Origin of the sequence: Paenibacillus sp. S150, from assembly GCF_019352175.1 — a bacterium.
In the GTDB taxonomy this organism is placed as follows: Bacteria; Bacillota; Bacilli; order Paenibacillales; family Paenibacillaceae; genus Paenibacillus_AQ.
The window spans coordinates 32,213-53,897 of record NZ_JACBYI010000046.1 but is presented as its reverse complement, the minus strand read 5'-3'; the positions used below and the strand labels follow the sequence as shown (position 1 = coordinate 53,897).

Here is a 21,685-nt window from a genome sequence, read left to right as displayed (position 1 = left end):
ACACGACTAAATAGGTTAATGCTTCCATCGGATACTCAAGCTCTCTCACAGACGTCACACCCTCCGCTATTTGATGGCTGCTGCCAGCTTGCCCTTCTTATTCTCAGATTTCGTAATCCACGGCAAATGAAACCTCTTTGACCTCATTAATGTGGGCAATGACTTCCTTATGGGCCGGATGCACCTGGTAGGCCTGCAGATCATCGAGAGAAGCGACCACCGTCACCAGCGCAATATCAAAGGAACGCTCCGAGTGAATGATGTCGGCACCTACCTCTATGGAAAGCAACTGTGGAATTCTGCCTTCCATGTTCCGCAGCACCGCTACGGTCTCCTGTACTTTTTCCGGAGCACGGTCCTTTAATTTGAAGAATACAATGTGCTTGATCATCTATATCGCTCCCTGCAGCCTTAATATTGTAAATGGAATACTAAAAATATATCATACCGGCAACACTTCTGAAAGAAACTTAAACACAAGAGGGGCCCTCAAGCATTTCATCTGGACGAAAGCCCAACCGAAATGTTAAAGTCATATAAAGCCAAACCAGAAGATTAACACATTATTAAATCAGTATATCGGAGGAATTATGCCTAAGAATCAGCAAGAATTACACAAAATTCAGGCCTGGTCTCTGATCAACCGCAAATATCTTGGACAAGGCGTACGGGTCAAAAGATTCCGCCGGCCGAAGCGCAGCCAAATCCGCAACCGCGTGCTGCTTGCCATCCTGATGGCCAAAGACATAAAGCTGTCAGGGCTTGCCGAAGAGCTCTCCGTATCTTCACGCAGCGTTAGCGCCTGGGTGTATGAAGGACGAATTCCCTCCAGAACCAATCTGGATAAGGTCTGCCGTGTTCTAGGCTATCCGTCCCATATCTTGTTCAATGAGGCTCTCCTGCGGCAAAGTCCGATTGTGTGCCAGCCGACGCCCTCACGCTTCATGAAAAGAGCGAGTGCCCATTCCCCGCAGAGCAATGTGATCCTTACGGGACTGTGCATGGTTTACGATTTCTCCGTCACGGATGTCAGCATCTGGATCGGTGTCCATCCCGGCACCTTCCGCAAATGGCTTCATCAACGCCATCTGCCTTCGCCGGCGCTGCAGGAGAAAGCCGAGAATTTCTTCCGTATTCCTCGCCATATCCTGTTCGCCGATTGCGAGCTGCATTAGCCGGGGGAAACAGCCGAAAGCTGCATACAGCAACCGCCTATAGCTTCCAGTCATACAATCGCAAAGCCCTTCTTCCTGCTGGAGAGGGCCTTTTGGCGTTTTATCCGGCTTCCGTCTGCCCATAGCTTGGAGCTTATAAATTATATTTTTTAAAAAAGGCCCTACTACAAGTTGATTTCATACCGAGCTTAAAATCAGCAAAGGATGTGCACGGTCCTCCGGCCTATTTCACGACGGACTGGGTGGAGGCGGAGAAGTCCGTCCGCAAGCTCGCTCTTCTTGATCCCCGGCTTCTGCTGGCCGGACACGGCCTGCCCATGGCGGCTCCGGAGCTGTCCCGGCAATTCGCCCGTCTCTGCAAGACCTTCAAGGAGCTATCCGTCCCCTCTCAAGGGAAATTCGTATAAATCAGCACCGTGCGGCCGGGAAGAAAACATTGGGCCGCACGGTTTTGGTTACAGCGCCTTGCGCGCGAGAATATACCGCAATATGTAATTATGGCTGTCCCCCCGGGGACTGTGCAGCGACTCCGTAAACGTTCCGGTCTCCATAATCTCCGCCATGGCAAAATGCCCACGCAAATCTGCATCGCTGAAAAAGTGCGCATATTTCCCTGCCTTGTACTCAAATGTCCCCGGCTCCAGCAGGCTTCCCCGGCCATTGTTCGGGTCCTCATCCGAGAAGCCGGTGAAATAGAGCAGGCCGCCGGGCCGGAGCTGCGCAAGACTTGCAGCAATGAGCCGGCGGCGCTCTTCGGCAAGAAATAAATGCAGCACATCATAGCAGTAGACGGCATCTGCCGCAATGTCCGATTGGGGCTCCAATGCCGACCCTTCAATAAATCGTGTCCGGACATCCCATTCTGCGGCAAGCTCCAGCGCGGCACGGCTCAGTTCTACGCCATAGGTGTCCAGCTCGGAGGAGAATGCCTTGGTATTGCGTCCGTAGCCCGCACCGGGAACCAGAACGGATTTCACTCCATGCTCCAGGAACCGCACCTTTGCCCGCAACGCCGAGGGGCTGGGCTGATCCCCCCAAATCATGCCTTCGCGGGCAAATCTAGTACTCCAATACTGTGACATATAATTATCAGCCTTTCCAGTTCCGGTTCTTCACTCTGTACCAATATTGATAAATCTCCTTATATGCCAGCTTGTCATACAGTGCAGAAGCCCCGGCATTGGCCTGGACTACCTGCAGAAAGGAATAAACCGCTCCTTGGCTTTTGGCCCAGTGCAGAAGTCCCAGCAGCAGCTCCTGCGCCATCCCCTGCCGCCGGAAAGCCGGAGCTGTATATATGTCATATAGACCAATATACTCATGTTGAATAACCCCAAGTCCGCACGCGGCAGGAAGGCCATCCTTCAGCAAGAGGGCAAACCCCTGCTTCAGACTGGAAGAGGACAGCATCCGGCGCAGTGTATCCCGATGCCCGCCCGGCAGCTCCGACATCCCCGCGAAGGCCGCCAGCCAGTCTTCGGTCAGCTCCTCCAGAATCTGAACGCTGTACCTCCCAGATAATTCGGGCAGCCCTTGCATATCCCTGATTCTTACCGATGAAGGCTCGACTATGACGTAGCCCTGCCCGGCCAATCGTCCGTCCAGGTCCGGAGGCTGGGTAAACGGGGTGATTTTGAACACCGGGTTCTGCCCGGCAGCCGTATAATACTGTTCGGCGAGGCGGATTTTGTCCTGGATCTCCAGAACGCCCTGCTCCGCTCCCGGCCCATACAGCGGGCTGGCCGAGTTGGCCCGTTTGGTGTAGCCTGCCGCAGAGCGGAGAATCCAGCCCTCCAGCAGCACGCTCTGCTCCGCAGGCCAGGTATTCAGTGCAATTTCTTCAATTAACTTGTACAAGGCGCCTTGCACCTCCCTACTCTTTTTTATTGCGCATGGCATTCAGCTGCTTCACGCCGCTGTCGCCTCCGGATGTAAAGTGAGCATACCCCGGGGAATCCTTGCCATACAGGGCTATCTTACCTTCGCCGTTATAATGAACGCCCCAGCCATACTTTTTGGGCAGCATGGAGGCACGCAGACAGGGGTGATTTCTGGAGAACAGCTCGGTCCGGATTTCCTCCCTGCGTGCCGCTCTTTCCCCTGTTCAGGAATCTCCTTGTGGCACACATGCACCTCATACAGCAGCTCTTCATGATTATAGGTGTAAGGCGCACCCGAGAGCAGTTCATACTGTATAACATGTGCAGGGCGGCGGGGGCGGCTGGATACGGGAACAATACCCGTCCCGGCTGGACAATCCGCAGCGACGCGGATAAAGGTATCGGTATAGCCCATTATCTGGCCTCCTTGGGAATCGGATGCATTTGTCTACTATCATAATTCACTCCGCTTCAACAGGCAAAGCATTTGGGCACGCAAAACGGCCGTTCCCCCGGCAAAAGCATCCTTCCATTGTCAACAGCGGACTTATAAAATTTCAGCTCTCTTAAATTTGTGGTCTTTCCGGAAGAGCAATTACGTATAGATGGAATTATGAAAATATGATTCTTGCAAATGCAGGAATGAAAGCGGGAGTGAGAAGCATGAAGATACCGGTAATTATCCTGGGCGGATTTCTGGGGAGCGGCAAGACAACCCTGCTGCTGGCCCTGCTTAAGGAGAGTAAGGCAAGGGGACTGAACCCCGGTGTAGTAATGAATGAACTGGGCAAAAAGGATGTGGACGGCTACATTCTGCAGGAGCAGGGCAGTGCAAATGTGGAAAAGCTGCTGGACGGCTGCGTCTGCTGCAGCCGCAAGGAAGAGCTGCCAAGAAGTCTCCACCTGCTGCTCGCACGGCGGCCCGATGTAATCTATATCGAGCTTACCGGCGTTGCCGATCCCGAGGAAATCGCCAAATCCCTGCTGGAGCCTCCGCTCAGCGGGCTGCTGGCGCTGCATTACTCGATTACGGTGCTGGATGCGGAGAATGTGCTGGAATACGGCAGCCGCTTCTCCGCCGACAAGCAGCTCGTGCGCACAATGCGCCGCCAGTTGTCCAGCGCCGATCTGATCATCGTCAACAAAAGCGATCTCGTGGAGCCCGAAACCTTATGGCGGATTGAAAAAATGGTGAGCCGGCATAATACGGAAGCCGAGATTGTCTTCACGCACTACAGTGAAATCAATCCGGCTCCGCTGCTGGCAGGCCTTTCGCCCCGCGGGCAGCGCTCCTCAGCCCCGCAGCGCGGAAATCCGGGCATGAGCGGCACAGCGCTTAAGCGGATGAGCAGCGCACACGGACAAGGCGCCATTGCTGTACAGGAACCGGAATCCGCGCAGCAGGCTTCCTATTCTCAGGTCGCGGCGGTAACGCTGACCTTCCCGCCAGGTGCGGCAGGCGGAATCCGGCAGGAGCAGCTGGAGGTTTTTTTCCAGGAGTGGGGAGACAGCCTGGTGAGGGCCAAGGGGCATGTCCGGCTTGCCGGGCAGAGCGGGGTGCAGCTGGTGCAATACGCCGGAAACCGCTGCAGCTGGGAATTCTCGCGCTATCCCGGCCAGCCGTACGTGGTGTTCATCGGACTGAATCTGGATGAGAAGCAGCTGTCGGACCGCTGGTCCGCCTTGTTCCGCCAGCCTTGACCTCCTTCTCACCAATCAAAATTGTGCCGTTGCTGATTCCCGCCGCTTTTGTGATCACGATTGTTGCCCTCTGGCTTCCCGGTCATCCGCAGCTGCTGGACAATGCTTACACGGAAGCCTTCAAAACCGGCTTTATCGGCATTCTGCTGGCTCCGCTAACGCAAATAAGCCTGCCCGCCGACACCTGGATTGAGGTTCGGGGCAAGCTTCATGCGGCTTCCTATAAAGGCAAAGAAATCATGCAAATTACACCAGAGACAATTATTCCGGTCCCCCAGCCATCCACTCCATACGTATATACCAGCCCCGATTCCGTAGCCGCCTGGCAAGAAATCCAGCAGAACGGGATCAAGTCTGAATAACGGCATCCAGCTCATTGTCATCATCAATCGACCGGTGCGGATTGAAGACTTCAACCATCAGCCGCGCCGGAATACAGATGATCTGCTGCTTAGGCCTGGAGATAAACCCCATATTCAGGGCAATCGGGAGCGGGGCGTCAGAGTATGTCATGCGAATGCCGTAGTCATACACTTTCAGCGTATTGTGGCCAAACTTTGTCTTGATGTCGATAACCTGCTCTTCTTTGGTCAGGCTGACGGTCTTGTATTCTTTACCGTCCACTGTAATCACTGCTTGCAAATCCCCCTGTGCATAATGCTCGTTATGATTCTTGTAAGCCTTGATTCCGTATATGGAACCCGCCACAAGCAGCACCAGAAGAACCAGAATAAAATCACCGCGTTTCATCTTCTGCAATTCCGCTGCCTTCCCATTGTCCAGAGTGATATTCGTAATAATTACGATTAGTATAAATATAGCCGGACGGGATGGTTTTGTCAACGCCTGCGCGGCTTCCGGAGGGTGACCCGCAGCCACACTGATCGCCGGATAGACCAGCAGAACAGTCCTCCCATTCCCGCGGCTTCCTTCAAATTAATTATGTCTGTTTATCTGCGGATATGGGCCGACCATTCCCTGAGCACCCGGTCCACCTCAGCCGGGGAGATTGGCTTGGAGATGAAGTCCTGCATGCCCGCTCTAAGGCACAGCTCCTTATCCTCGGCGCGGGCGAACGCCGTTGCGGCCACAATAACCGGAGACAGGCCCAGCTCCTCACGGATGATGCCGGTGGCTTCAATACCATCCATCAGCGGCATTTGAATATCCATGAACACCAGGTCATAAGGACGGGAGCGTACAGCCTCAACCGCCATTTCTCCGTTCAATGCCACATCGGCGGTGTAGCCGCGCTTTTTCAGATATGCCTGAAGCAATTGCAGATTCACCGGATGATCCTCGGCAATCAAGATCGACAGCGGTCCATATTCACCTTCCGCGGAGCTTCCGCCGCCGGCCTCCTTCCCCTTCCCGTTATCAGCGTTATCCAAAGGTATTTGAATATTAGCCGGCTCCGCCAGAGGCAGAAAGACATGGATGGTGAAAAAGAATTCCGACCCCTCGCCTTCACGGCTGTCCACACCAATCATGCCTCCCAGAAGCTCAGCCAGCTTTTTGCTGATTGCCAGTCCAAGCCCCGTACCGCCGTATTTGCGGTTGATCGAAGGATGCAGCTGGGAAAAGGACTGGAACAGCAGGCCCTGGCTGGCCAGAGGGATGCCGATCCCGGTATCCTTCACCGTAAATTTAATCACAAGATCTCCGGTATCGGCAATGGATTGCAGCTTCACGGAGAGGGCAATCTCTCCTTCATCGGTAAATTTCACTGCGTTGCCGAGCAGATTCACCAGAATCTGGCGCAATCTGGCCTCATCGGTCACCACAAGCGCCGGCAGATCAGGGTCTGCTTCGCTGTGCAGATGCAGCCCCTTCTCCTTGGCTTTGGGATAGAACAGCTCCGTCACATTCAGCATCACCTCACGGAGATCGACCGTTTGCAGCTCCAGCGTCATCATGCCGGCTTCAATTTTGCTGAAATCCAGCACCTCATTCAGAATATGCAGCAGCGATTCACTGCTTTTATTGATAATTTGCGTGTAGTACTGCTGTTCTTCATCAAGCTCTGTCCCTGCCAGGAGATCCGCCATGCCAATGATCCCGTTCATCGGCGTACGCAGCTCGTGGCTCATAATGGCCAGGAACTCCGACTTTGCCCGGTCCGCCTGCTCTGCGGACTCCTTGGCCCGGACAATGGCTTTTTCCTCGGTGATATCCCGGAAGACAACCACCGCTCCCTTCCGTTCTCCATTGTCAAATAAAGGCGTCATCCGGTATTTAACCAGAAAGCTGGAGCCGTCCTGTCTCCAGAACACCCCTTCCTTCTCCTCATAGCAAAGATGATTTGACAGCGAATCCGACAGCGACCTCCGCCCACTGGCATAAGGCTCGGCATCCAGCCAGGTCTGCTCCACGGTATGCAGCTTGATGCTCTCCGCCAGTTGACCGGGCTCATACCCCAGCATCGTGGAGGCCGCCGGATTGATAAACACCGTTTCACCCTCGAGATTCATGCCGAAGATTCCTTCGGAGACGGAATTCAGAATAAGCGCATGCTCGTAGCTCAGCTTCTCAATCTGCTGCAGATGGCGTTTGCGTTCGGTAATATTGCTGGTAATGCCGAATACACCCGCTACCTGGCTGTTCACCATAATCGGCACATAAATCACGCTGACCTCAACCGGATAGCCTTCCCGGTGGATCAGCCTGCTCTCAAAGGTCTGGGCCATTCCCTTCGCAGCCTGTCCGAACCGCTCTCCGGCAAATTCCAGCTCCTCCGGATCAATAATCTCGCTATGGCTGGAATGCAGAAGACTGTCGTGCGAGTAGCCGCTTAACTGCTGCAGGCTGAGATTCAGCGATTGGATATGCCCGTCCAGATCCATCGCGCTGATCGCCGAAGGATTATACTCGAACAGGGATTTATAGCGGTTCTCGCTCTCCAGCAGCTTCAATTCATATTGCTTGCGCTCGGAAATATCGCGGGTAACGCCGATAATTTCTGCAATGCCTCCCTGGCCTGCACTGACATGGCGAAGCGTCGTCTCGGTCCAGAGATAAGAGCCGTCTTTGCAAAGAAAGCGGAAGCTGATCGGCTCCAGCTTGATCCCCGCCTTGCCGCTCTGAAGATACGCATGGACTCTCCCGGCATCGTCCGGATGAACATAGCTCATGCCGTGGGAACCCACCATTTCTTCCGGTGCATACCCGAACAGCTGCCGGCAGATCGGAGAAGCATACAAATAGGCAGCCCGTTCATCCGTTGCATTGCGGGAGATAAAGTCCAGCGAGTTCTCCGAAATCAGCCGGTAGTTCCGCTCACTCTCCCGCAGCTGCTCCTCCATCCGGTAGCGCTCAGTAATATCCTGCACAATGCCGTTTATCTGCAAGGTTTTGCCGGCTTCATCCAGCACTACTTCCCAATGGGTGTGGATGAACTTCCGCTCACCCGCTTCGTTCTCTATTCTAAAGACCGCCTGGCCGTTGACTCCTGATTTCAGAGTCTTATACAGTTCCACCCGCAGCGCCGCCATATCTTCAGGAACCACGCGGGCTATAAGCTGTGAATAGTCAATCTGGCTGTGTGTGCCGCTGCCGCCGTCCCCGCACAGATCAAAAATAGACCGCAGCTGCTTCGAGACGGTCATCTGCGCATTCAGCGAGTTCCATTCCCATGAACCCATTTGCCCCAGCTCCTGGGCGGTCGCCAGCATGTTCTCATATTTCTTGCGCTCCGTAATGTCACGGGCGATAGTCAGCACCTGGGTCACATTCCCCCCGCTGTCACGCATAACCTGAAACGAATTCTCAAGCCAAAGGTAATGGCCGTCCTTATGACGGGCCCTGCGGGTGAAGACGTCATTGTCGGAGTACAGCTTTCCCTCCTGGGTCATTTCAATCGCATCAGCTTCATGGTAGAACTCCGGCCTTTTTTTGCCAAGCACATCCGAAGGGGGGTAACCAAGCAGCTTCTCAACGGATGGCGACACATACCGCAGCGTACCGTCGGCATCGGCAAAGGAAACCATGTCCGGTGTATTCTGCGTAATCAGGTTATAGATCAGCCGGTCCTCTTCAATCTTTTGTTCCGCCAGCTTGCGGGCGGTAATGTCCGTCATTTCCGCAATCATATGAAGAGGAGCTCCCGTAGATTCGTCAAAGGTTAAAAAGATATGCAGCGCTACCCACAGAATCCTGCCATCCTTATGTACAAACCGCTTCTCTTTATCAACCGCCGCTCCCGGACTCCCCAGCAAATGCTTCATGATATGCTGATGATCCACAGTGTGCCCATCCTCCGGGTGAGCGATATCCAGATAGCTGAAGGCCAGCAGCTCCGCTTCCGAATAGCCTAACATCGTGCAGAGCGCAGGATTGGCCATAATCATGGTGCCATCTTTCGTGGAGACAACTGCGAACCCTATAGAGGACCGCAAATACAGATGCTTAAAAAGTGTGTCGGTCAATGATAGAGCCTCCTCTGTGAAAGTGGGGACTTAAACTAATCATAGTATACCTTTTTTTCGGAAAAGATGCCTCCGGTGTGAAGGTTGCAGCAGAAGCTTTAAGGAGGAGTAAGAGAATTTGTGTAAAAACATGGAAGGATCAGATTACGAGTAGAACTGCTAATACCTAGAGCAACCAGAAAACCGGATTTAATTATTTTGGTTTTCTATTGGCCCCGAAGCCCGGGCGTAAAACTGCGCTGCTCGCGGGGGGAGTATTGAAATAAACTCATAAACGGAATTCTAATAGACCAGTGACTGCTTAATCATAAAAATACACCCACGCACCTTATGTTTGCGAGAGTGTATTTGAAAATGGCCTGCGCCGCAGCGAATTTGCGGGTTTGAAGATGGCAGGCAAGCAGCTTTCAGAAATTGCAGAAATGAAGTTTGGCCCTAACCGGCAGAAACCGATTCAGGCCCCGAACACCAAATATGGGGTAATATCAAAGAAAAAAGCCGCATAACCCCCTTGATGGCTCCCTGCCATGACACCGTTTATCCATACCCTAGCGCTATAATCGACCGCCTGAAAATGCAAAATCACCTGCTTGCCTTCGGCGTCTTCCGGAATCGACACCGATGTGCTATACCAGACCCGCGGATGGAACATTTCCTCTCCGGTCCCGCTACGTGAAGTCTCGTAAGTAAAAGGAACCGTGATCTTGCGGGTTTCCTTAGACTGTTCCGGCCGTTTCTGCAGCTCTCCCACATTTTCGTCATCGAAGCAAAAGTCCCATTCGCCATTTAAATTCAGCCAGTGCTCCCGGACAAGTTGGGGTCTGGGATAATCCTTCCTATACACTCTGGTTGTCATTCCTCTTCCCCTTCTACTGGTCCTTCCGCCTTCACTTCAGTTTAGCCTGGATCTCAAGCGCATAGACCGAAGCCGGGCGCAGAGGGTAACCGCTCAGCCATGCCCTGGCCGGAACCGCGCTCGCCTTGCAGCTGATGCGGTCCGGTGCAAAGACGCTATTGATCTCGTCGATGGAATCTCCTGTAATTTCGTACAACAGCGTCTCATCAGACGGCTCAAACCCCCGCAGCTCCAGCCCGGTCTTTACTTCCCGGAGGCTGCGGTTCACGATGAACACGGTGATAAGACTTCCTTCCTCATTCATGCAGGCCGCCACGTCCAAATCCGGCAGCGCGTCCATCTTAAATGGGACCGGCTTGTTCGAATGGACAGAGAAAGTACCGCAAATAGCCTCGGCGGGAAGCATCCGCCCGATGTTCCGGCCCGAGTACAGCTTCATCACTTCATAGCTCGGCGTTCCGTATACCGTGAGGGAATGACCGCTCCAGCCAGGCGTTCTTCCGCAATATTGGTCGGCATAATAATCGCCCACACGGATGCAGCCCCCGAGCCAGCCGTTCACCAGATCAGAGAAGCTGCCGATATGCACCATGTCGCTTAGGCGCAGCATTTCATTCAGATGGGCGGCATTGGCGACCGCAGCCCCCAGCGTGTGCTCATCCGGCAGCCCCTTGCGCACAGTGTTCGGATAGTACATCGTGTTGTATTCGGTAATGGCCAGCTTGATGTGGCGATGCTTCGCATTAGCACGGATCTGCTCCACCGTCTGCAGGATGCTGTCGCGGGTCCACTCCGGGAAGGTGGCCATCGCCTTGTAACGCTCCTCCGCCGGCGCATCCCGTTCCAACCCGAACCGTCCGTAGCCGTGATACAAATGCAGGGTCAAATAATCGATATGCTCGCCCGCAATATCAAGCACTGCCCGGTTCCATGCCTGATCGGTGTGCCCACAGGCAAGAATCACGAGGGACGGATCCGCCGCCTTCATGGCTTCCGCAAAGGAAACGCACCGTTCCGCGAACCGGTCTGCGGAGCAAGCGCCTACCTGCCACGCTCCCCATACTTCGTTGCCGATCTCCCAGTACTTTACGTTGTACGGCTCCGGGAAACCATTCGCCGCTCGTTTCGCACCCATCGGGGTATCGGCGTTCCCGTTGCAGTATTCCACCCAGCGCGCGGCTTCCTCGGGCGTTCCCGACCCGTCGTTCACGCAGATAAGCGGCTCCACCTGCAGCTCCCGGCAGAAAAAGATGAACTCATCCGTACCGAAATATTTACTAGTCCAGCCGCCCCACGCTTCGTTGTACATGACAGGCCGCTCCAGAACTGGACCGACGCCATGCTCAAAGTGGTAAGCACTGATGTAATTGCCGGCAAGCCTCATCATGCCTGCGTTCAGCGCCTGTGTCATCTCCAGCACTTCGCGCTTCACCAGGCCAATGTTGTCCGCAGGCATCAGAGATACGTGATCGAGCCAGAGCATGCCAGTAGATACATGATCGGCCCACCTCGGGTGGCCGGCTGGCACATACACCCGGATTTCAGCGTCGGCACAAGCGCGGGAGACGAACAGCTCCGCCCTGTACTCCTGCCAGTTGTGGCCGGCAAGTTCGATGACCGCATGGCCAAGCCGCTCCTCCGTGCGCCGGTCCACCGCTTCGATGACCATGTGCCGAAGCTCGACCGATGCCCGTACCACCAGTTGAACCTTATATTCCATTGGCCCCTTCAGTGCAGCCCGCTGCGCAATCCCGGCATAAGCTTCGTCATCGCTCAGGATGTGGATGCGCACTGCGCGGCCCGAATGCTTCGGAGCCGGTGCCTCCAGCGCATACCTCGTATTCCGTCCATTCGTATAGGCGCTCCAGCACCCGGATACGGCACTCCTCCCATCATTCTCACTTTCAAAATCCATGTCCTTCAGCGGATAGGCGAGCATCGCTTCCATATGGTCGCGGATGTCCTCCACGAAATGCCCGAACAGGTAAGGATTCACCTTGTGCCCACTGGCCCGGCTGCCTTCAACGGTAATTGTTGCGTTTACTTTCAACCTAAAACCTCCTGACCATTTATCCTTTGATCGAGCCGATCATGACGCCTTTCACGAAATGCCGCTGCACGAAAGGATACATAATGAGTACCGGCAGACTGGATATGATAATGACCGCGTACTTGACGCTCTCAGCCAGCAGAATCTTGTCCTCCAGCCCAACGCCGCTGTCCACAGCGTCCGATTGGCTGATCAGCAAAATTTCGCGCAGCACCAGTTGAAGCGGATACAGCTCTTCACTCCGGATATAGATAAGCGCATTAAAAAACAAATTCCAGTGGCCGGCCGCATAGAAAAGAACCATCACCGCCAGGATCGGCTTCGATAACGGTAAAACAATGCTGAACAGCAGACGCCAGTTGGAGCATCCGTCCACATGGGCGGCTTCCTGCAGCTCCCAGGGAATGCTGGACTGGAAGTATGTTCTCATGACAATCAGATTGTATGTCGAGATCGCGCCCGGGATAATCAAGGCCCACATCGTGTCGACCATGCCCAGGTCTTTGACAAGCAGGTAAGTCGGAATCAGCCCTCCGCTGAAAAACATCGTGAGCGTTACGATCAGCATCAGACCTTTGCGCAAGGGCAGATCCGGCCGCGACAGCGGATACGCCGCCAATAGCGTCATGGCGATGTTAATGATTGTGCCGACTGTTGTGTATACAATCGAATTGGCAAATCCGGTCCAGATTTTATCGTTGTGCAAAATATTCGCGTAGGCTTCGACGGTGAAGCCTTTCGGCAGCAACCACACTTCCCCGCCCAGCACCTTCGCCGGATCGCTGAACGAGGCGCTTACCACAAAAAGCAGCGGATAAAGCACGAGGATCATGATCACCGCGGCGATCAGGTACACAATCGTATCAAAATACCGGTCGGCCGGCGGGCCGTTTGACCCCCTTTTTAACGCAACTCGCTTGGACACGGGGCTCTCCTCCTTTACCATAGACTCGTTTCCGATGTTTTGCGCGCAAGCCGGTTCACCAGCAGCAGCAGCGTCAGATTGATCACTGAGTTGAACAGCCCGATCGCCGCAGTGTAGCTGTACTCTCCCTTTAGTATCCCGGTCGTGTAGACGAATGTGGAGATCACGTCGCTGGCTTCGAGATTCAAGTTGTTTTGCAGCAGCAAAATTTTCTCGAACCCTATGTTCATAAATTGCCCGACGTCCAGAATCAACAATATAACGATGACGGGAACGATCCCCGGCAGGGAGACGTGCCAAATACGCCGCAGCCGGGAAGCCCCGTCTATTTTGGCTGCCTCATACAACTGGGGATTGATCCCGCTGAGCGCTGCAATGTAGATGATCGACTGCCACCCCATGTTTTGCCAAATATTCGAGCCGATAAAGATCGTCTTAAACCAGCCGGCTGACTCCAGAAAGCGGATGGGACTGCCGCCGAAAGCCTGGATCAGCATGTTAGGCGGTCCGGTGGGCGAGAGAAGCACCGTCAGGATGCCCACGATGACGACAACCGAAATGAAGTGCGGGATATAGGTTATATTTTGAAGCCATTTGCTGAAGGCCTTGCTGCGGATTTCATTGATGAGCAGTGCCAGTAAGATAGGAACCGGAAAGGCGATCAGCAAGGAATACAGATTGATGGACAGCGTATTCCACAGAAGCCTCCAGAAATAATATGAATCAAAAAATCGTGCGAAATGATCGAAGCCCACCCAGCCGCTGCCAACAATCCCCCTCGCCGGATTGAAATTCTTGAAGGCGATTTGGAGTCCGTACAGCGGGCCATAGTGAAAGATCAGATACCACGCCATCGGCAGCAGCAGCATGAGATATAGGTCATAACGATTAATCATTTGTTTAAACAGCCGGATACTGCGCCTTGAATTGCTCCGGACAGAAACGGAGGGCAGATCAGCTTGTTCCGTCTTCGTAAGCTCTATTTGCGTCGTCTTCATGAGTTCCCTTCCTCCCTTGTCCGGAACCGCAATTATTTCTCCATCTTGTCATAAGCTTCCTGATACAGCTGTTCCAGCTCATCAATCTTCAGCTTCTTCAGGGTCGCCTGGAATTCGTCCCATTTGTCAAAGCTAAGCGCTCCGGCAATGAATTTCGTGCTCTGCTCCTCATAGTATTTGTCGATATCGTTCCGCAGGATATTGACCTGCTGCGCGGTTTGCTCATCAAACATTGGAGCCGCATACCGCACCTCCGGCATGAACGGGTCCAGCTTCCGTTGCGCCTCCTGCACCTGTAGCGGATTAATGTACGAAGCAACCTTCTCGCTGATCAGGTGAGGCGCTCCGCCTCCGGCGTACGGGGTGATTTTGGCCTGATTGCCCGACTTCAAGAAATCTTCATTATAATAAGGAATGCCGTCCTTCAGTTCGTAATGCTCGCCTTCTCTTCCGAATCTGAGCAGGGTCGAGCCCTCCTCGCTATAGAAATAATCGATCCAACGGAGCGAGGCTTCCGGGTACTTGTTGACTGAAGTAATGGCAAAGGCTCCAAAATCCCGTGCAATAGGCGCGCCCTGGCTTTGCAGCCGATCCCCGTGGGGACCTTCAAGAGGAGCGATTCCCGTATATTGATCCGCGATCTCCAGGAACGGATTGTTCGTCTGATCAAAGAAGAACCCGGTGTTTCCCGATGCCTGTTTGGCGAGATATTCCGCTTCTTTATGCGAGAACACTGCGGGATCAAGCAGTTCTTCGGAATATAGCTTGTTCAAGTACAACAGCAGCTCTTTGTTCTGTTCGCTGCCCATCCAAATCTCCACTTTGTCATCAGTCAGGTTAATATTGTAGCCAAGCTGCTGGTCCAAACCAAACGATCCGCTCATCATAGTAACAACCGGTATGCCTTGGCCTGAGCCGCTGCTTGCGCGGGCGGTCATTGGAATTTCATCCGCTTTTCCGTTGCCGTTCGGATCCTTATCCCGGAAAGCAACCAGCACGTTATACAGATCATCCGTAGTCACCGGTTCTTCCAGATTCAACTTCTTCAGCCACGCCTGATTGATCCATTTTTTATCCGTGCGTGCAGAGCCCAAGGTAACAACAGCGGGAAGAGCGTAAATATGGCCTTCCGGAGTTGTGATCGCCGAGCGGATTTCAGGGTACTGATCCATCAATTTTTTAAAGTTCGGCGCATAATCGTCAATCAGCTGCTCCAGCGGAATCAGTTGACCGGCCGTTCCGTAACGAATCGTTTCCAGCGGGGTAAGACCGGAGCGATACAATGCATCAGGCAGCTCATTTGAGGCGAACAGTAAATTCTTCTTCTCCTGAAAGCCATCCGTTGGAGCTTCGGTAAATTCGACCTGCACATTGCTCAATTTCCCGTAATCCTGAAACACCGGCATGTCCTTAAATGGGCCGTTGACGGGGGCGATCCGGGTAAACATCTTGAGCGTGACCGGCTCCTGCACAATCGGATATCCGTTTTTGCTCACGGCTGTCCCGGACCCGCCTTCAGGTTTAGCCTCGTTTGCCGTGCCGGCACCTGAATTGCACCCTGCAAGCCCCAGACCCAAAATGATCATCGCTGATATTGCGTTTCTTCTCCAATGTTTATCCATAATTTTCTGCAGCCCCTTCTAAATAATAGTATTCCAAGCCATATAGTAGGTTTAAAAGTTGTATTTAGCATAAAGTAAGCCACAGAAAATAGGAATAACATTTCGTTGTTATACATTTATCATTTCGTTGGGAGAAAGCAATCTGCGACGGTAACTTGAAGGCGATATTCCGTAATAAGTACAAAAAGCCCTCGAGAACGTATACAGGTCCGTATATCCGAGAGAAAGCGCAATTTCCGTAATCGATAATGTCCGGCTCTGCAGCATTTCCCCCGCACGCTCCATCCGCAGCTTAATTAAAAGCTCACGGGGACTCATACCGGTACAACGCTTAAATCTGCTGGAAAGATGTGAACGGTGCATGCCGATAAATTGAGCGATATCAGAGACCGTAATGCCTTCGGCATAATGCGTTTCCATGTACCGCAGACAGGTGCTTAACCAGTCATTGCCGTCTGAAACATCGGGAAGCGGACGCGATAATAATTCAAATATCCGGTACAGCATGATCTGCAGCTGCAGATCCCCGTCTTTCTCCCGGTTTTCAATTGGTTTCATGCAAGCCTTCAGCAATTCAGCCAGCTCGGCCGTAAGCTTGTTGTGCAAATACGGTTTTCGTTCCGTAATTCCGGTTCTTTTCACCAGCAGCTCCGCTTGCGGTCCATTAAACGCCAGCCAATGCATTTGAAGCGGGGATTCGGAATCATATTGAGATACCCAGTAGCTGTGTTTCACATTCGGGAAAAGGCAGAACATGCTTCCTTTCTTAAGAACGGTTTCCCCCCCCAGGCCGGACAAAGTGACCTCGCCGCTGAGCACAAAGTGAAAGGAAAAACATTCAATAACTCTCGGCCCCACGCTATAATTCGCTTTCGCTACATTATGTCCGGTCCGCAGCGGCCAGAGTCCGCCAAGCTTCTCAAACTCATTCGGCGTGTAATAAAAGATGTCCGCATATTCATGACCGTAATCCTTCATATCTTTTACCCCCGAAAAAAAGACATAGCAAAATAATCACTGCCATGTCTTTAGATTTCTTAAGCGACATACAGAAGACTTGTTAGTCAGCCCGTCTGATTTTAAACACTATTATACTATTGCTCCCGCTCCCAGCGTCAAGAGATACAACCTTCTCATTTCCGCAACATTATCGAAATTCTCTCATCGTATCCCTTTTATCAACTCATTGGGATAGTCCTGCCTCATGTACAACGTTTGAAATCCTACAGAGTTACGCATGCCAAATGCGGGGCATCGGCATGGCCTCCTTGCCAAGCTCCGCCCAAGCGTATTTAAGCAGAAGATCCGTTTTTAAAGCGGCGTAATCCGGATCGTTCCACAGATTGCGAAGCTCGCCGGGATCGTCCTGCAGATCGAACAATTCGCCGTACGTCTGGCGGTAGTATACTGTCAGCTTATAGCGGCAGTCAATGTAGGTTTTCTGATGAATCGTTGTCGGTTCATGCCGGAATTCGCACAGCGCGTGATCGCGCACCTGTGGAACCAGTCCCTGCCAAACCATGCTCTGATCCATGCCGGTCATTCCGCTTGGGGGCCGGATGCCGCATAAAGACAAGAACGTAGGCGCAAGATCAACCAGCGATTGAATGGCCGGATTGCGCACGCCGGCAGGCACTTTCCCTGGGTAACGAACCAGAAACGGCAGCCTGAGCAAATCTTCATAATGAAAGCCGCCCTTATGCTGCAGCCCGTGCTGACCGAAAAAATGTCCATGGTCGGTCGTAAACACAACGATGGTGTTGTCGTAAAGTCCCAGCTCATCCAGCTTGTCGAGAATCCTTCCGATATATTTGTCCATCAGACTGATCATACCATAATAGGTCGCTACCAGCTTCTTGCGCTCGCCTTCGGGAAGCAGATGGGAATGATAGCCGTGAATTTCGTGGCCGGATTCCCATAAATGCGCAAAGTCCGGGTTCTGTTCCTGCGTCATCCGAAAATGCGGCGGGTTCTGATCATGCTCTCCGTCCACAAGGGCGGGGATTGTCAATGACTCCGGATCATACATCGTATCCCACGGCTCGGGAACCAAATAATCGGGGTGCGGATCGAAGAAGCTGGACCAAAGGAAAAAGGGCTGCTCCCGTTCCCGGAATTGCTCAAGCAGTGTGTTTGTGCGCTCGGCGATCCAATTGTCGTAATGGTAGGCTTCTGGTATCGCCCATTTGTGTTTCTGGGAAGGGTCCATCGTTCCGGTAGGAGGCAGAAAATAATCCCGCCAATTTCCGCATCCCTTCTCCTCCATCCAGTTGGCATAATGTTGTCCGACATGCGCTTCGTTCGTATGATTTCGTGCCAGTTCCACGTGATCGAAGCCATAAAAAGGCCCGTGAAAAGAACGCCAGAAGTTCATATCCTGCAGGACCGGGTAGGACTCAAGCGAAGGATATTCCTCCGTTCCCCGCAGCGGCTGAAAATGCGCTTTTCCAACCAGAGCTGTCCGGTAACCGTTTGCCTGAAAATCCTCACCGACAGTATGGCGGTCCTCCAGCAGTTTGGTTCCCAGCGTCCAGGCACCGTGTTGGCTCGGGTACATTCCCGTAATGATCGAAGATCTGCTGGGCGTACAGACCGGGCTTGGACAATAAGCCCGCCCAAACGTTGTTCCTTCACGGGCCAGGCGGTCAAGATTAGGCGTTTGGATTTCGGAATTGTACGCTCCGATCGTGTTCCAGTGCTGCTGGTCGCTCGTAATTAATAAAACATTCGGTTTCTTCATGAAGCGCCTCCCTCGGCACCAACGCATGATTGATTATTCCACTGCGTTCAGTACTTTATAGCATATTATTCCAAGCGTTATAGTTTGAATACGGACATGTAATTAGCATAAAGTAACTAGGCGGAAAGAGAAATAACATTTCGTTGTCAATAATTCAGCATTTTGTTGGGTGTGACAACCTCCTGATGCTACAAATAAGGCTCCGAAAAAGGCTGTAAGAGGCCTATTTTCAGAACCTGATGTACCAGGGAGAGTATCAAATGAGAAGGAACGAAAGCTGATTATCCGGGCTGTGTAAAGGCAAGAACCATGTCATCACTATCCCGCTTATCTTTATCGGGCTGCCATCGTAGGCAAGCATGCCTCGCATCTATGAATACTCCTGCAAACCCTCCGCCGATCCAGATGCCAAAGTAGGCCACAAAAGAGGGCGAGGGACTTCGAAAACGAACCATTCAAGAAAACATTCAGGAATACGGAAGGACCGCTGGAATAGCAGGGGCCAGAGTTTCTCCCCATACCTTCCGGCATACAATGGCCAAGTTCTGCATCATTAACGGAGGCGACATCTTCACCCTGCAAAAGATACTGGGGCATTCCACCTTGGATATGGTTAATTACTATGTCGAATTGTTTAGTACGGATATTCAGGACCGTTACCTCCGTATACTCTCCCCAGGGAATTTCCCGCTTTTCCAATAAAGCGATGAAATCAACCAGGGGCAATCCGGATAGCTCCGCCGCGCGCTCCATGGTGATGGCCCGTTCCACAAAAAGCGGGATGGAGAGTGATTGACGAACCACAGCGTCGCGGACTTGCCTTTACTTAAATGCTGCAGGACAGGTAAAAATTCACCCGGCACTGCTGCAAGCCGCGAAGCAGTATCAGGAGGAAACGCAGGAGCAGCTTGCCGCAGCGAAAAAAGAATGGGGAAAGCCATTTGAAGAGGAGCAGAAGCTGCAACAACTGGTCACGCGGCAATCCGAGATCAATTCGGCATTGGAGTTTAAGGAATTGCAAGGACAGGAGATCGTCATGGAGGAACAAGCTGAGGAATCAGAGCGGGAACCGGAGAAAGAATTGGAACCTGAAATATAGTTCATCTTAATTGAGAAGAATCATCATGCCAGCACTGGCCATAGAATTCGTACCTGCATCATTAATTTTGCGATCTTCATCCCATAACCTGATATTGAAAGTACTGCAAATAATCAGGAAAAGGAGGTTGAGCCCTGAGGGCGAAATACCACATGACGGTGGAACAAAATCGGTTTGTAGTCCGGCGGAACCTGATCGACAACATTTGGAAAAGCGCAGCATTGGAAGGCTTGCACGCAAAGCTATGCGGATACAGAGGCTATCTGCAAGGGAATCCGTGTACCTGATCTGCCGGTGCCTACAGTTATCGCCATCCATAATCTCAACCAAGCCTGGCTGTTCGTACTGGAAACCTCGCAACAGCCGTTGGAACTTTTCTACCTTTGCAAAACCAATCAGCAGGTAGGCGGCAATAACCTGATTCCCCGGGCAGGATTATTGCGAGATATACCTGTATGCATGGTGGCACTCTCTGGCATCCTGATCTGCCTGATGAATCACAATCCGCGCAGAACTAACGGCGATACTGAGCATCCCAAATCCAACCAAGCAGGCGATTGCCTTGATGCTTGTTCTCATGCGAAAGCAGCTATTTCCAGATGGCAATAAGCGAACAGCGATGCTTGCAGCCAATCGGGTCATGATTTCAGCCGGTTGTGGCGTCCTATCCGTCCCCATAGAGCAACAGAGCAGCTTTACAACGAAGTTGCTGGATTTCTATGAGTCCGGCGAACTTGAACCCATGAAAGCTTTTGTGTATGACCATTGTATAGATGGCCTTATGTTTGAGCCTGTCATCGGTACCGAGCATACTCGTGAAAGCAAGGATAAAAGCTACCCGTTTCACATCGCCGGAAGCAGCAAGAAGGTATATGTATGTGAATCCCCGATTGACGCCATGAGCCAAGTCAGTCTCGCCAAGCTGAATGGGCAGGACTGGACCGCCAACCATTACATCTCCCTGGGCTGCTTGTCCGATCAGGCGCTGGAGCGATTCCTGGGAATGAACGAGACAACGGAAATTGTCTTCTGTCTGGATAATGACGAATATGCTACCTACCATGACGGCAGTCCTGCCCCCAACTGGGGTCAAGCGGCTGCTTTTTCATTTGCCCAAAAGTATACGTCGCTAGGTTATGAAACCTCTGTTGAAACGCCGCAAAGCAAGGACATCAACGAGGATTTGCAAGTGTTGCGCCGGATGACAGAAGAAGCTCGTCCATTCGCAGAAAAAGCGGAATACGGCTACGAAAGATGATGGAGGAGTTAGATGTTCTTGATAGAGAGCGCCGTTTCCTTTATGCTTGATCCAAGGAACTTCCTATTCCCCGCCGCTGCCTTCCAGCGGAGGAATCCCTTCCCCTATTGCTTGTATCCTTTAAATAGCAGGTGAGAACATGGAACAGACGATTTACCCGATTGATGAAATCAAATCAAAGCTGCATCCCATTTTTGCAGCAGCCCCGATTTATCGTGCGATCTTATTTGGCTCTTATGCTAGAGGTGAGGCTACCAACCAGAGTGATATTGATATTGTCATTGACAGCCGGGGGAAACTTTTAAATCTGGCTTTTTACGGCTTGCTGGAAGACCTGACAGCGCAATTGAACAAACGTATTGACTTGTTTGAACAATCTGAGTTGAAGCGAAATTCCACCATCTGTTCCGCTGTAGAACGCGAGGGGATCATTTTATATGAAAAGTAAAGACCGGATCATCCTGCAAAAAATCAGCGGGTACATTTGTGATGTGATGAAATATGTGGATGGCTATACGTTTGAGCAGTTTATGGCAGATAAGAAAACCATCTCGGCTTGTGCCTTTACCGTTTCTCAGATGGGAGAGTTGGCCAAAAACGTGAGTTTGGATACGCAAGAAGCCCATCCCCATATCCCCTGGAAAAGCATACGTGGCATGCGGAATCGCATCGTCCATGACTATGAGAACGTGGATTTAGCGGTGCTTTGGGGAACTCTTGCGGCCAGCTTGCCGGAACTGCTGAAACAAATCGAAAACCTATTGTACCGCGAAATTCAGGAATCACATATTTTATCCGATGAAGAGGAAGAGGATTTCGAGCGATAAGTAGATAAGCCAACAAAACAAACTGTCTTTAGAAAGTCACAATCCATTTTTAAGGATGTGGCTTTTTTTATTTCCTCGACCATTTACAATGCAATCTCAAAATTCACCCTCTTTTCTCATTTATAACTAT

The 21,685-nt window shown here is 52.2% G+C and carries 21 protein-coding genes and 1 pseudogene; 8 read left to right on the top strand and 14 right to left on the bottom strand.

The annotated features are described in order from the left end of the window. Window positions 1-103: 103 nt before the first annotated feature. Window positions 104-391: a Dabb family protein gene (locus tag HYD27_RS27275; protein ID WP_219220535.1), complete on the bottom strand. Its 288-nt coding sequence runs from the start codon at window positions 389-391 to the stop codon at window positions 104-106. Between the two features lie 199 nt (window positions 392-590). Between HYD27_RS27275 and HYD27_RS27270 the strand changes: the two genes are divergently transcribed. Together HYD27_RS27270 and HYD27_RS27265 are read left to right on the top strand one after the other, a co-directional pair. Then, on the top strand, window positions 591-1,175 hold the full coding sequence (locus HYD27_RS27270; RefSeq protein WP_219220533.1) for a helix-turn-helix domain-containing protein: 585 nt from the start codon (window positions 591-593) through the stop codon (window positions 1,173-1,175). Between the two features lie 206 nt (window positions 1,176-1,381). Beyond that, window positions 1,382-1,582: a hypothetical protein gene (locus HYD27_RS27265; protein WP_219220531.1), complete on the top strand. Its 201-nt coding sequence runs from the start codon at window positions 1,382-1,384 to the stop codon at window positions 1,580-1,582. 48 nt (window positions 1,583-1,630) lie between these two features. On the opposite strand, the gene HYD27_RS27260 is transcribed toward HYD27_RS27265, so the two are convergent. Genes HYD27_RS27260 through HYD27_RS27250 form a run of 4 tightly spaced genes read right to left on the bottom strand, consistent with a single transcriptional unit; the run spans window position 1,631 to window position 3,470 of the window. Beyond that, the gene (locus HYD27_RS27260) at window positions 1,631-2,257 is read right to left on the bottom strand and encodes a class I SAM-dependent methyltransferase (RefSeq protein WP_219220529.1); all 627 of its coding nucleotides are present in this window, start codon (window positions 2,255-2,257) and stop codon (window positions 1,631-1,633) included. 7 nt (window positions 2,258-2,264) lie between these two features. Continuing rightward, a complete protein-coding gene (locus HYD27_RS27255; protein WP_219220527.1) occupies window positions 2,265-3,032 on the bottom strand; it encodes a GNAT family N-acetyltransferase in 768 nt (255 codons plus the stop codon). A gap of 16 nt (window positions 3,033-3,048) precedes the next feature. Beyond that, complete coding sequence (locus HYD27_RS32515; RefSeq protein WP_255596522.1) at window positions 3,049-3,201, bottom strand: DUF6157 family protein; 153 nt, start codon at window positions 3,199-3,201, stop codon at window positions 3,049-3,051. After that, the gene (locus tag HYD27_RS27250; protein WP_255596521.1) at window positions 3,147-3,470 is read right to left on the bottom strand and encodes a DUF6157 family protein; all 324 of its coding nucleotides are present in this window, start codon (window positions 3,468-3,470) and stop codon (window positions 3,147-3,149) included. The genes HYD27_RS32515 and HYD27_RS27250 overlap by 55 nt, the downstream gene beginning before the upstream one ends. Window positions 3,471-3,718: 248 nt before the next feature. Here HYD27_RS27250 and HYD27_RS27245 point away from each other — a divergent pair, with 248 nt between their 5' ends. Beyond that, on the top strand, window positions 3,719-4,756 hold the full coding sequence (locus tag HYD27_RS27245) for a CobW family GTP-binding protein (protein ID WP_219220524.1): 1,038 nt from the start codon (window positions 3,719-3,721) through the stop codon (window positions 4,754-4,756). A gap of 23 nt (window positions 4,757-4,779) precedes the next feature. Then, window positions 4,780-5,118, top strand: a complete 339-nt coding sequence (locus HYD27_RS27240) for a TIGR03943 family putative permease subunit (protein WP_219220523.1) — start codon at window positions 4,780-4,782, stop codon at window positions 5,116-5,118. On the opposite strand, the gene HYD27_RS27235 is transcribed toward HYD27_RS27240, so the two are convergent. From HYD27_RS27235 to HYD27_RS27195, 9 genes are all read right to left on the bottom strand, one after another. After that, on the bottom strand, window positions 5,105-5,599 hold the full coding sequence (locus tag HYD27_RS27235) for a NusG domain II-containing protein (RefSeq protein WP_309242132.1): 495 nt from the start codon (window positions 5,597-5,599) through the stop codon (window positions 5,105-5,107). The genes HYD27_RS27240 and HYD27_RS27235 overlap by 14 nt on opposite strands. Window positions 5,600-5,706: 107 nt before the next feature. After that, window positions 5,707-9,180 carry a PAS domain S-box protein gene (locus HYD27_RS27230; RefSeq protein ID WP_228745374.1) on the bottom strand — a complete coding sequence of 1,158 codons (3,474 nt, stop codon included), beginning with the start codon at window positions 9,178-9,180 and terminating at the stop codon, window positions 5,707-5,709. 454 nt (window positions 9,181-9,634) lie between these two features. Further along, window positions 9,635-10,036, bottom strand: coding sequence for a sugar-binding domain-containing protein (locus tag HYD27_RS27225; protein ID WP_219220521.1), 402 nt, complete (start codon window positions 10,034-10,036; stop codon window positions 9,635-9,637). A 31-nt stretch (window positions 10,037-10,067) separates the two neighbouring features. Then, entirely contained in the window at window positions 10,068-12,086 is a 2,019-nt protein-coding gene (locus HYD27_RS27220; RefSeq protein WP_219220519.1) for an alpha-L-arabinofuranosidase C-terminal domain-containing protein, read from the bottom strand. A gap of 19 nt (window positions 12,087-12,105) precedes the next feature. Next, window positions 12,106-13,011, bottom strand: a complete 906-nt coding sequence (locus HYD27_RS27215; protein WP_309242131.1) for a carbohydrate ABC transporter permease — start codon at window positions 13,009-13,011, stop codon at window positions 12,106-12,108. Window positions 13,012-13,025: 14 nt separating this feature from the next. Beyond that, the gene (locus tag HYD27_RS27210; RefSeq protein WP_228745367.1) at window positions 13,026-14,009 is read right to left on the bottom strand and encodes an ABC transporter permease; all 984 of its coding nucleotides are present in this window, start codon (window positions 14,007-14,009) and stop codon (window positions 13,026-13,028) included. Between the two features lie 32 nt (window positions 14,010-14,041). Then, window positions 14,042-15,631 (bottom strand): extracellular solute-binding protein, encoded by a 1,590-nt coding sequence (locus HYD27_RS27205; RefSeq protein WP_219220514.1) that lies wholly within the window; start codon window positions 15,629-15,631, stop codon window positions 14,042-14,044. Between the two features lie 108 nt (window positions 15,632-15,739). Then, window positions 15,740-16,609 carry a helix-turn-helix domain-containing protein gene (locus tag HYD27_RS27200; RefSeq protein ID WP_219220512.1) on the bottom strand — a complete coding sequence of 290 codons (870 nt, stop codon included), beginning with the start codon at window positions 16,607-16,609 and terminating at the stop codon, window positions 15,740-15,742. Window positions 16,610-16,862: 253 nt separating this feature from the next. Then, window positions 16,863-18,371 carry a sulfatase family protein gene (locus HYD27_RS27195; protein ID WP_219220510.1) on the bottom strand — a complete coding sequence of 503 codons (1,509 nt, stop codon included), beginning with the start codon at window positions 18,369-18,371 and terminating at the stop codon, window positions 16,863-16,865. A 435-nt stretch (window positions 18,372-18,806) separates the two neighbouring features. Between HYD27_RS27195 and HYD27_RS32240 the strand changes: the two are divergent. The 4 genes and pseudogenes from HYD27_RS32240 to HYD27_RS27175 all read left to right on the top strand — a co-directional run. Further along, window positions 18,807-19,073 (top strand): annotated as a pseudogene (locus HYD27_RS32240) (tyrosine-type recombinase/integrase); the annotation flags it as partial. A 962-nt stretch (window positions 19,074-20,035) separates the two neighbouring features. Then, window positions 20,036-20,728, top strand: a complete 693-nt coding sequence (locus HYD27_RS27185; RefSeq protein WP_255596523.1) for a toprim domain-containing protein — start codon at window positions 20,036-20,038, stop codon at window positions 20,726-20,728. Window positions 20,729-20,867: 139 nt separating this feature from the next. Continuing rightward, a complete protein-coding gene (locus HYD27_RS27180; protein WP_219220507.1) occupies window positions 20,868-21,176 on the top strand; it encodes a nucleotidyltransferase family protein in 309 nt (102 codons plus the stop codon). Further along, a complete protein-coding gene (locus HYD27_RS27175; protein ID WP_219220505.1) occupies window positions 21,166-21,555 on the top strand; it encodes a HepT-like ribonuclease domain-containing protein in 390 nt (129 codons plus the stop codon). The genes HYD27_RS27180 and HYD27_RS27175 overlap by 11 nt, the downstream gene beginning before the upstream one ends. The last annotated feature ends 130 nt before the right edge of the window (window positions 21,556-21,685 follow it).

Bases quoted from the DNA above. Each gene is read 5' to 3' on its own strand.
- HYD27_RS27275 (WP_219220535.1), bottom strand. From the start codon at position 391: ATGATCAAGCACATTGTATTCTTCAAATTAAAGGACCGTGCTCCGGAA.
- HYD27_RS27270 (WP_219220533.1), top strand. From the start codon at position 591: ATGCCTAAGAATCAGCAAGAATTACACAAAATTCAGGCCTGGTCTCTG.
- HYD27_RS27260 (WP_219220529.1), bottom strand. From the start codon at position 2,257: ATGTCACAGTATTGGAGTACTAGATTTGCCCGCGAAGGCATGATTTGG.
- HYD27_RS32515 (WP_255596522.1), bottom strand. From the start codon at position 3,201: ATGCTGCCCAAAAAGTATGGCTGGGGCGTTCATTATAACGGCGAAGGT.
- HYD27_RS27250 (WP_255596521.1), bottom strand. From the start codon at position 3,470: ATGGGCTATACCGATACCTTTATCCGCGTCGCTGCGGATTGTCCAGCC.
- HYD27_RS27245 (WP_219220524.1), top strand. From the start codon at position 3,719: ATGAAGATACCGGTAATTATCCTGGGCGGATTTCTGGGGAGCGGCAAG.
- HYD27_RS27225 (WP_219220521.1), bottom strand. From the start codon at position 10,036: ATGACAACCAGAGTGTATAGGAAGGATTATCCCAGACCCCAACTTGTC.
- HYD27_RS27210 (WP_228745367.1), bottom strand. From the start codon at position 14,009: ATGAAGACGACGCAAATAGAGCTTACGAAGACGGAACAAGCTGATCTG.
- HYD27_RS27205 (WP_219220514.1), bottom strand. From the start codon at position 15,631: ATGGATAAACATTGGAGAAGAAACGCAATATCAGCGATGATCATTTTG.
- HYD27_RS27200 (WP_219220512.1), bottom strand. From the start codon at position 16,609: ATGAAGGATTACGGTCATGAATATGCGGACATCTTTTATTACACGCCG.
- HYD27_RS27195 (WP_219220510.1), bottom strand. From the start codon at position 18,371: ATGAAGAAACCGAATGTTTTATTAATTACGAGCGACCAGCAGCACTGG.
- HYD27_RS27185 (WP_255596523.1), top strand. From the start codon at position 20,036: ATGCTTGTTCTCATGCGAAAGCAGCTATTTCCAGATGGCAATAAGCGA.
- HYD27_RS27180 (WP_219220507.1), top strand. From the start codon at position 20,868: ATGGAACAGACGATTTACCCGATTGATGAAATCAAATCAAAGCTGCAT.
- HYD27_RS27175 (WP_219220505.1), top strand. From the start codon at position 21,166: ATGAAAAGTAAAGACCGGATCATCCTGCAAAAAATCAGCGGGTACATT.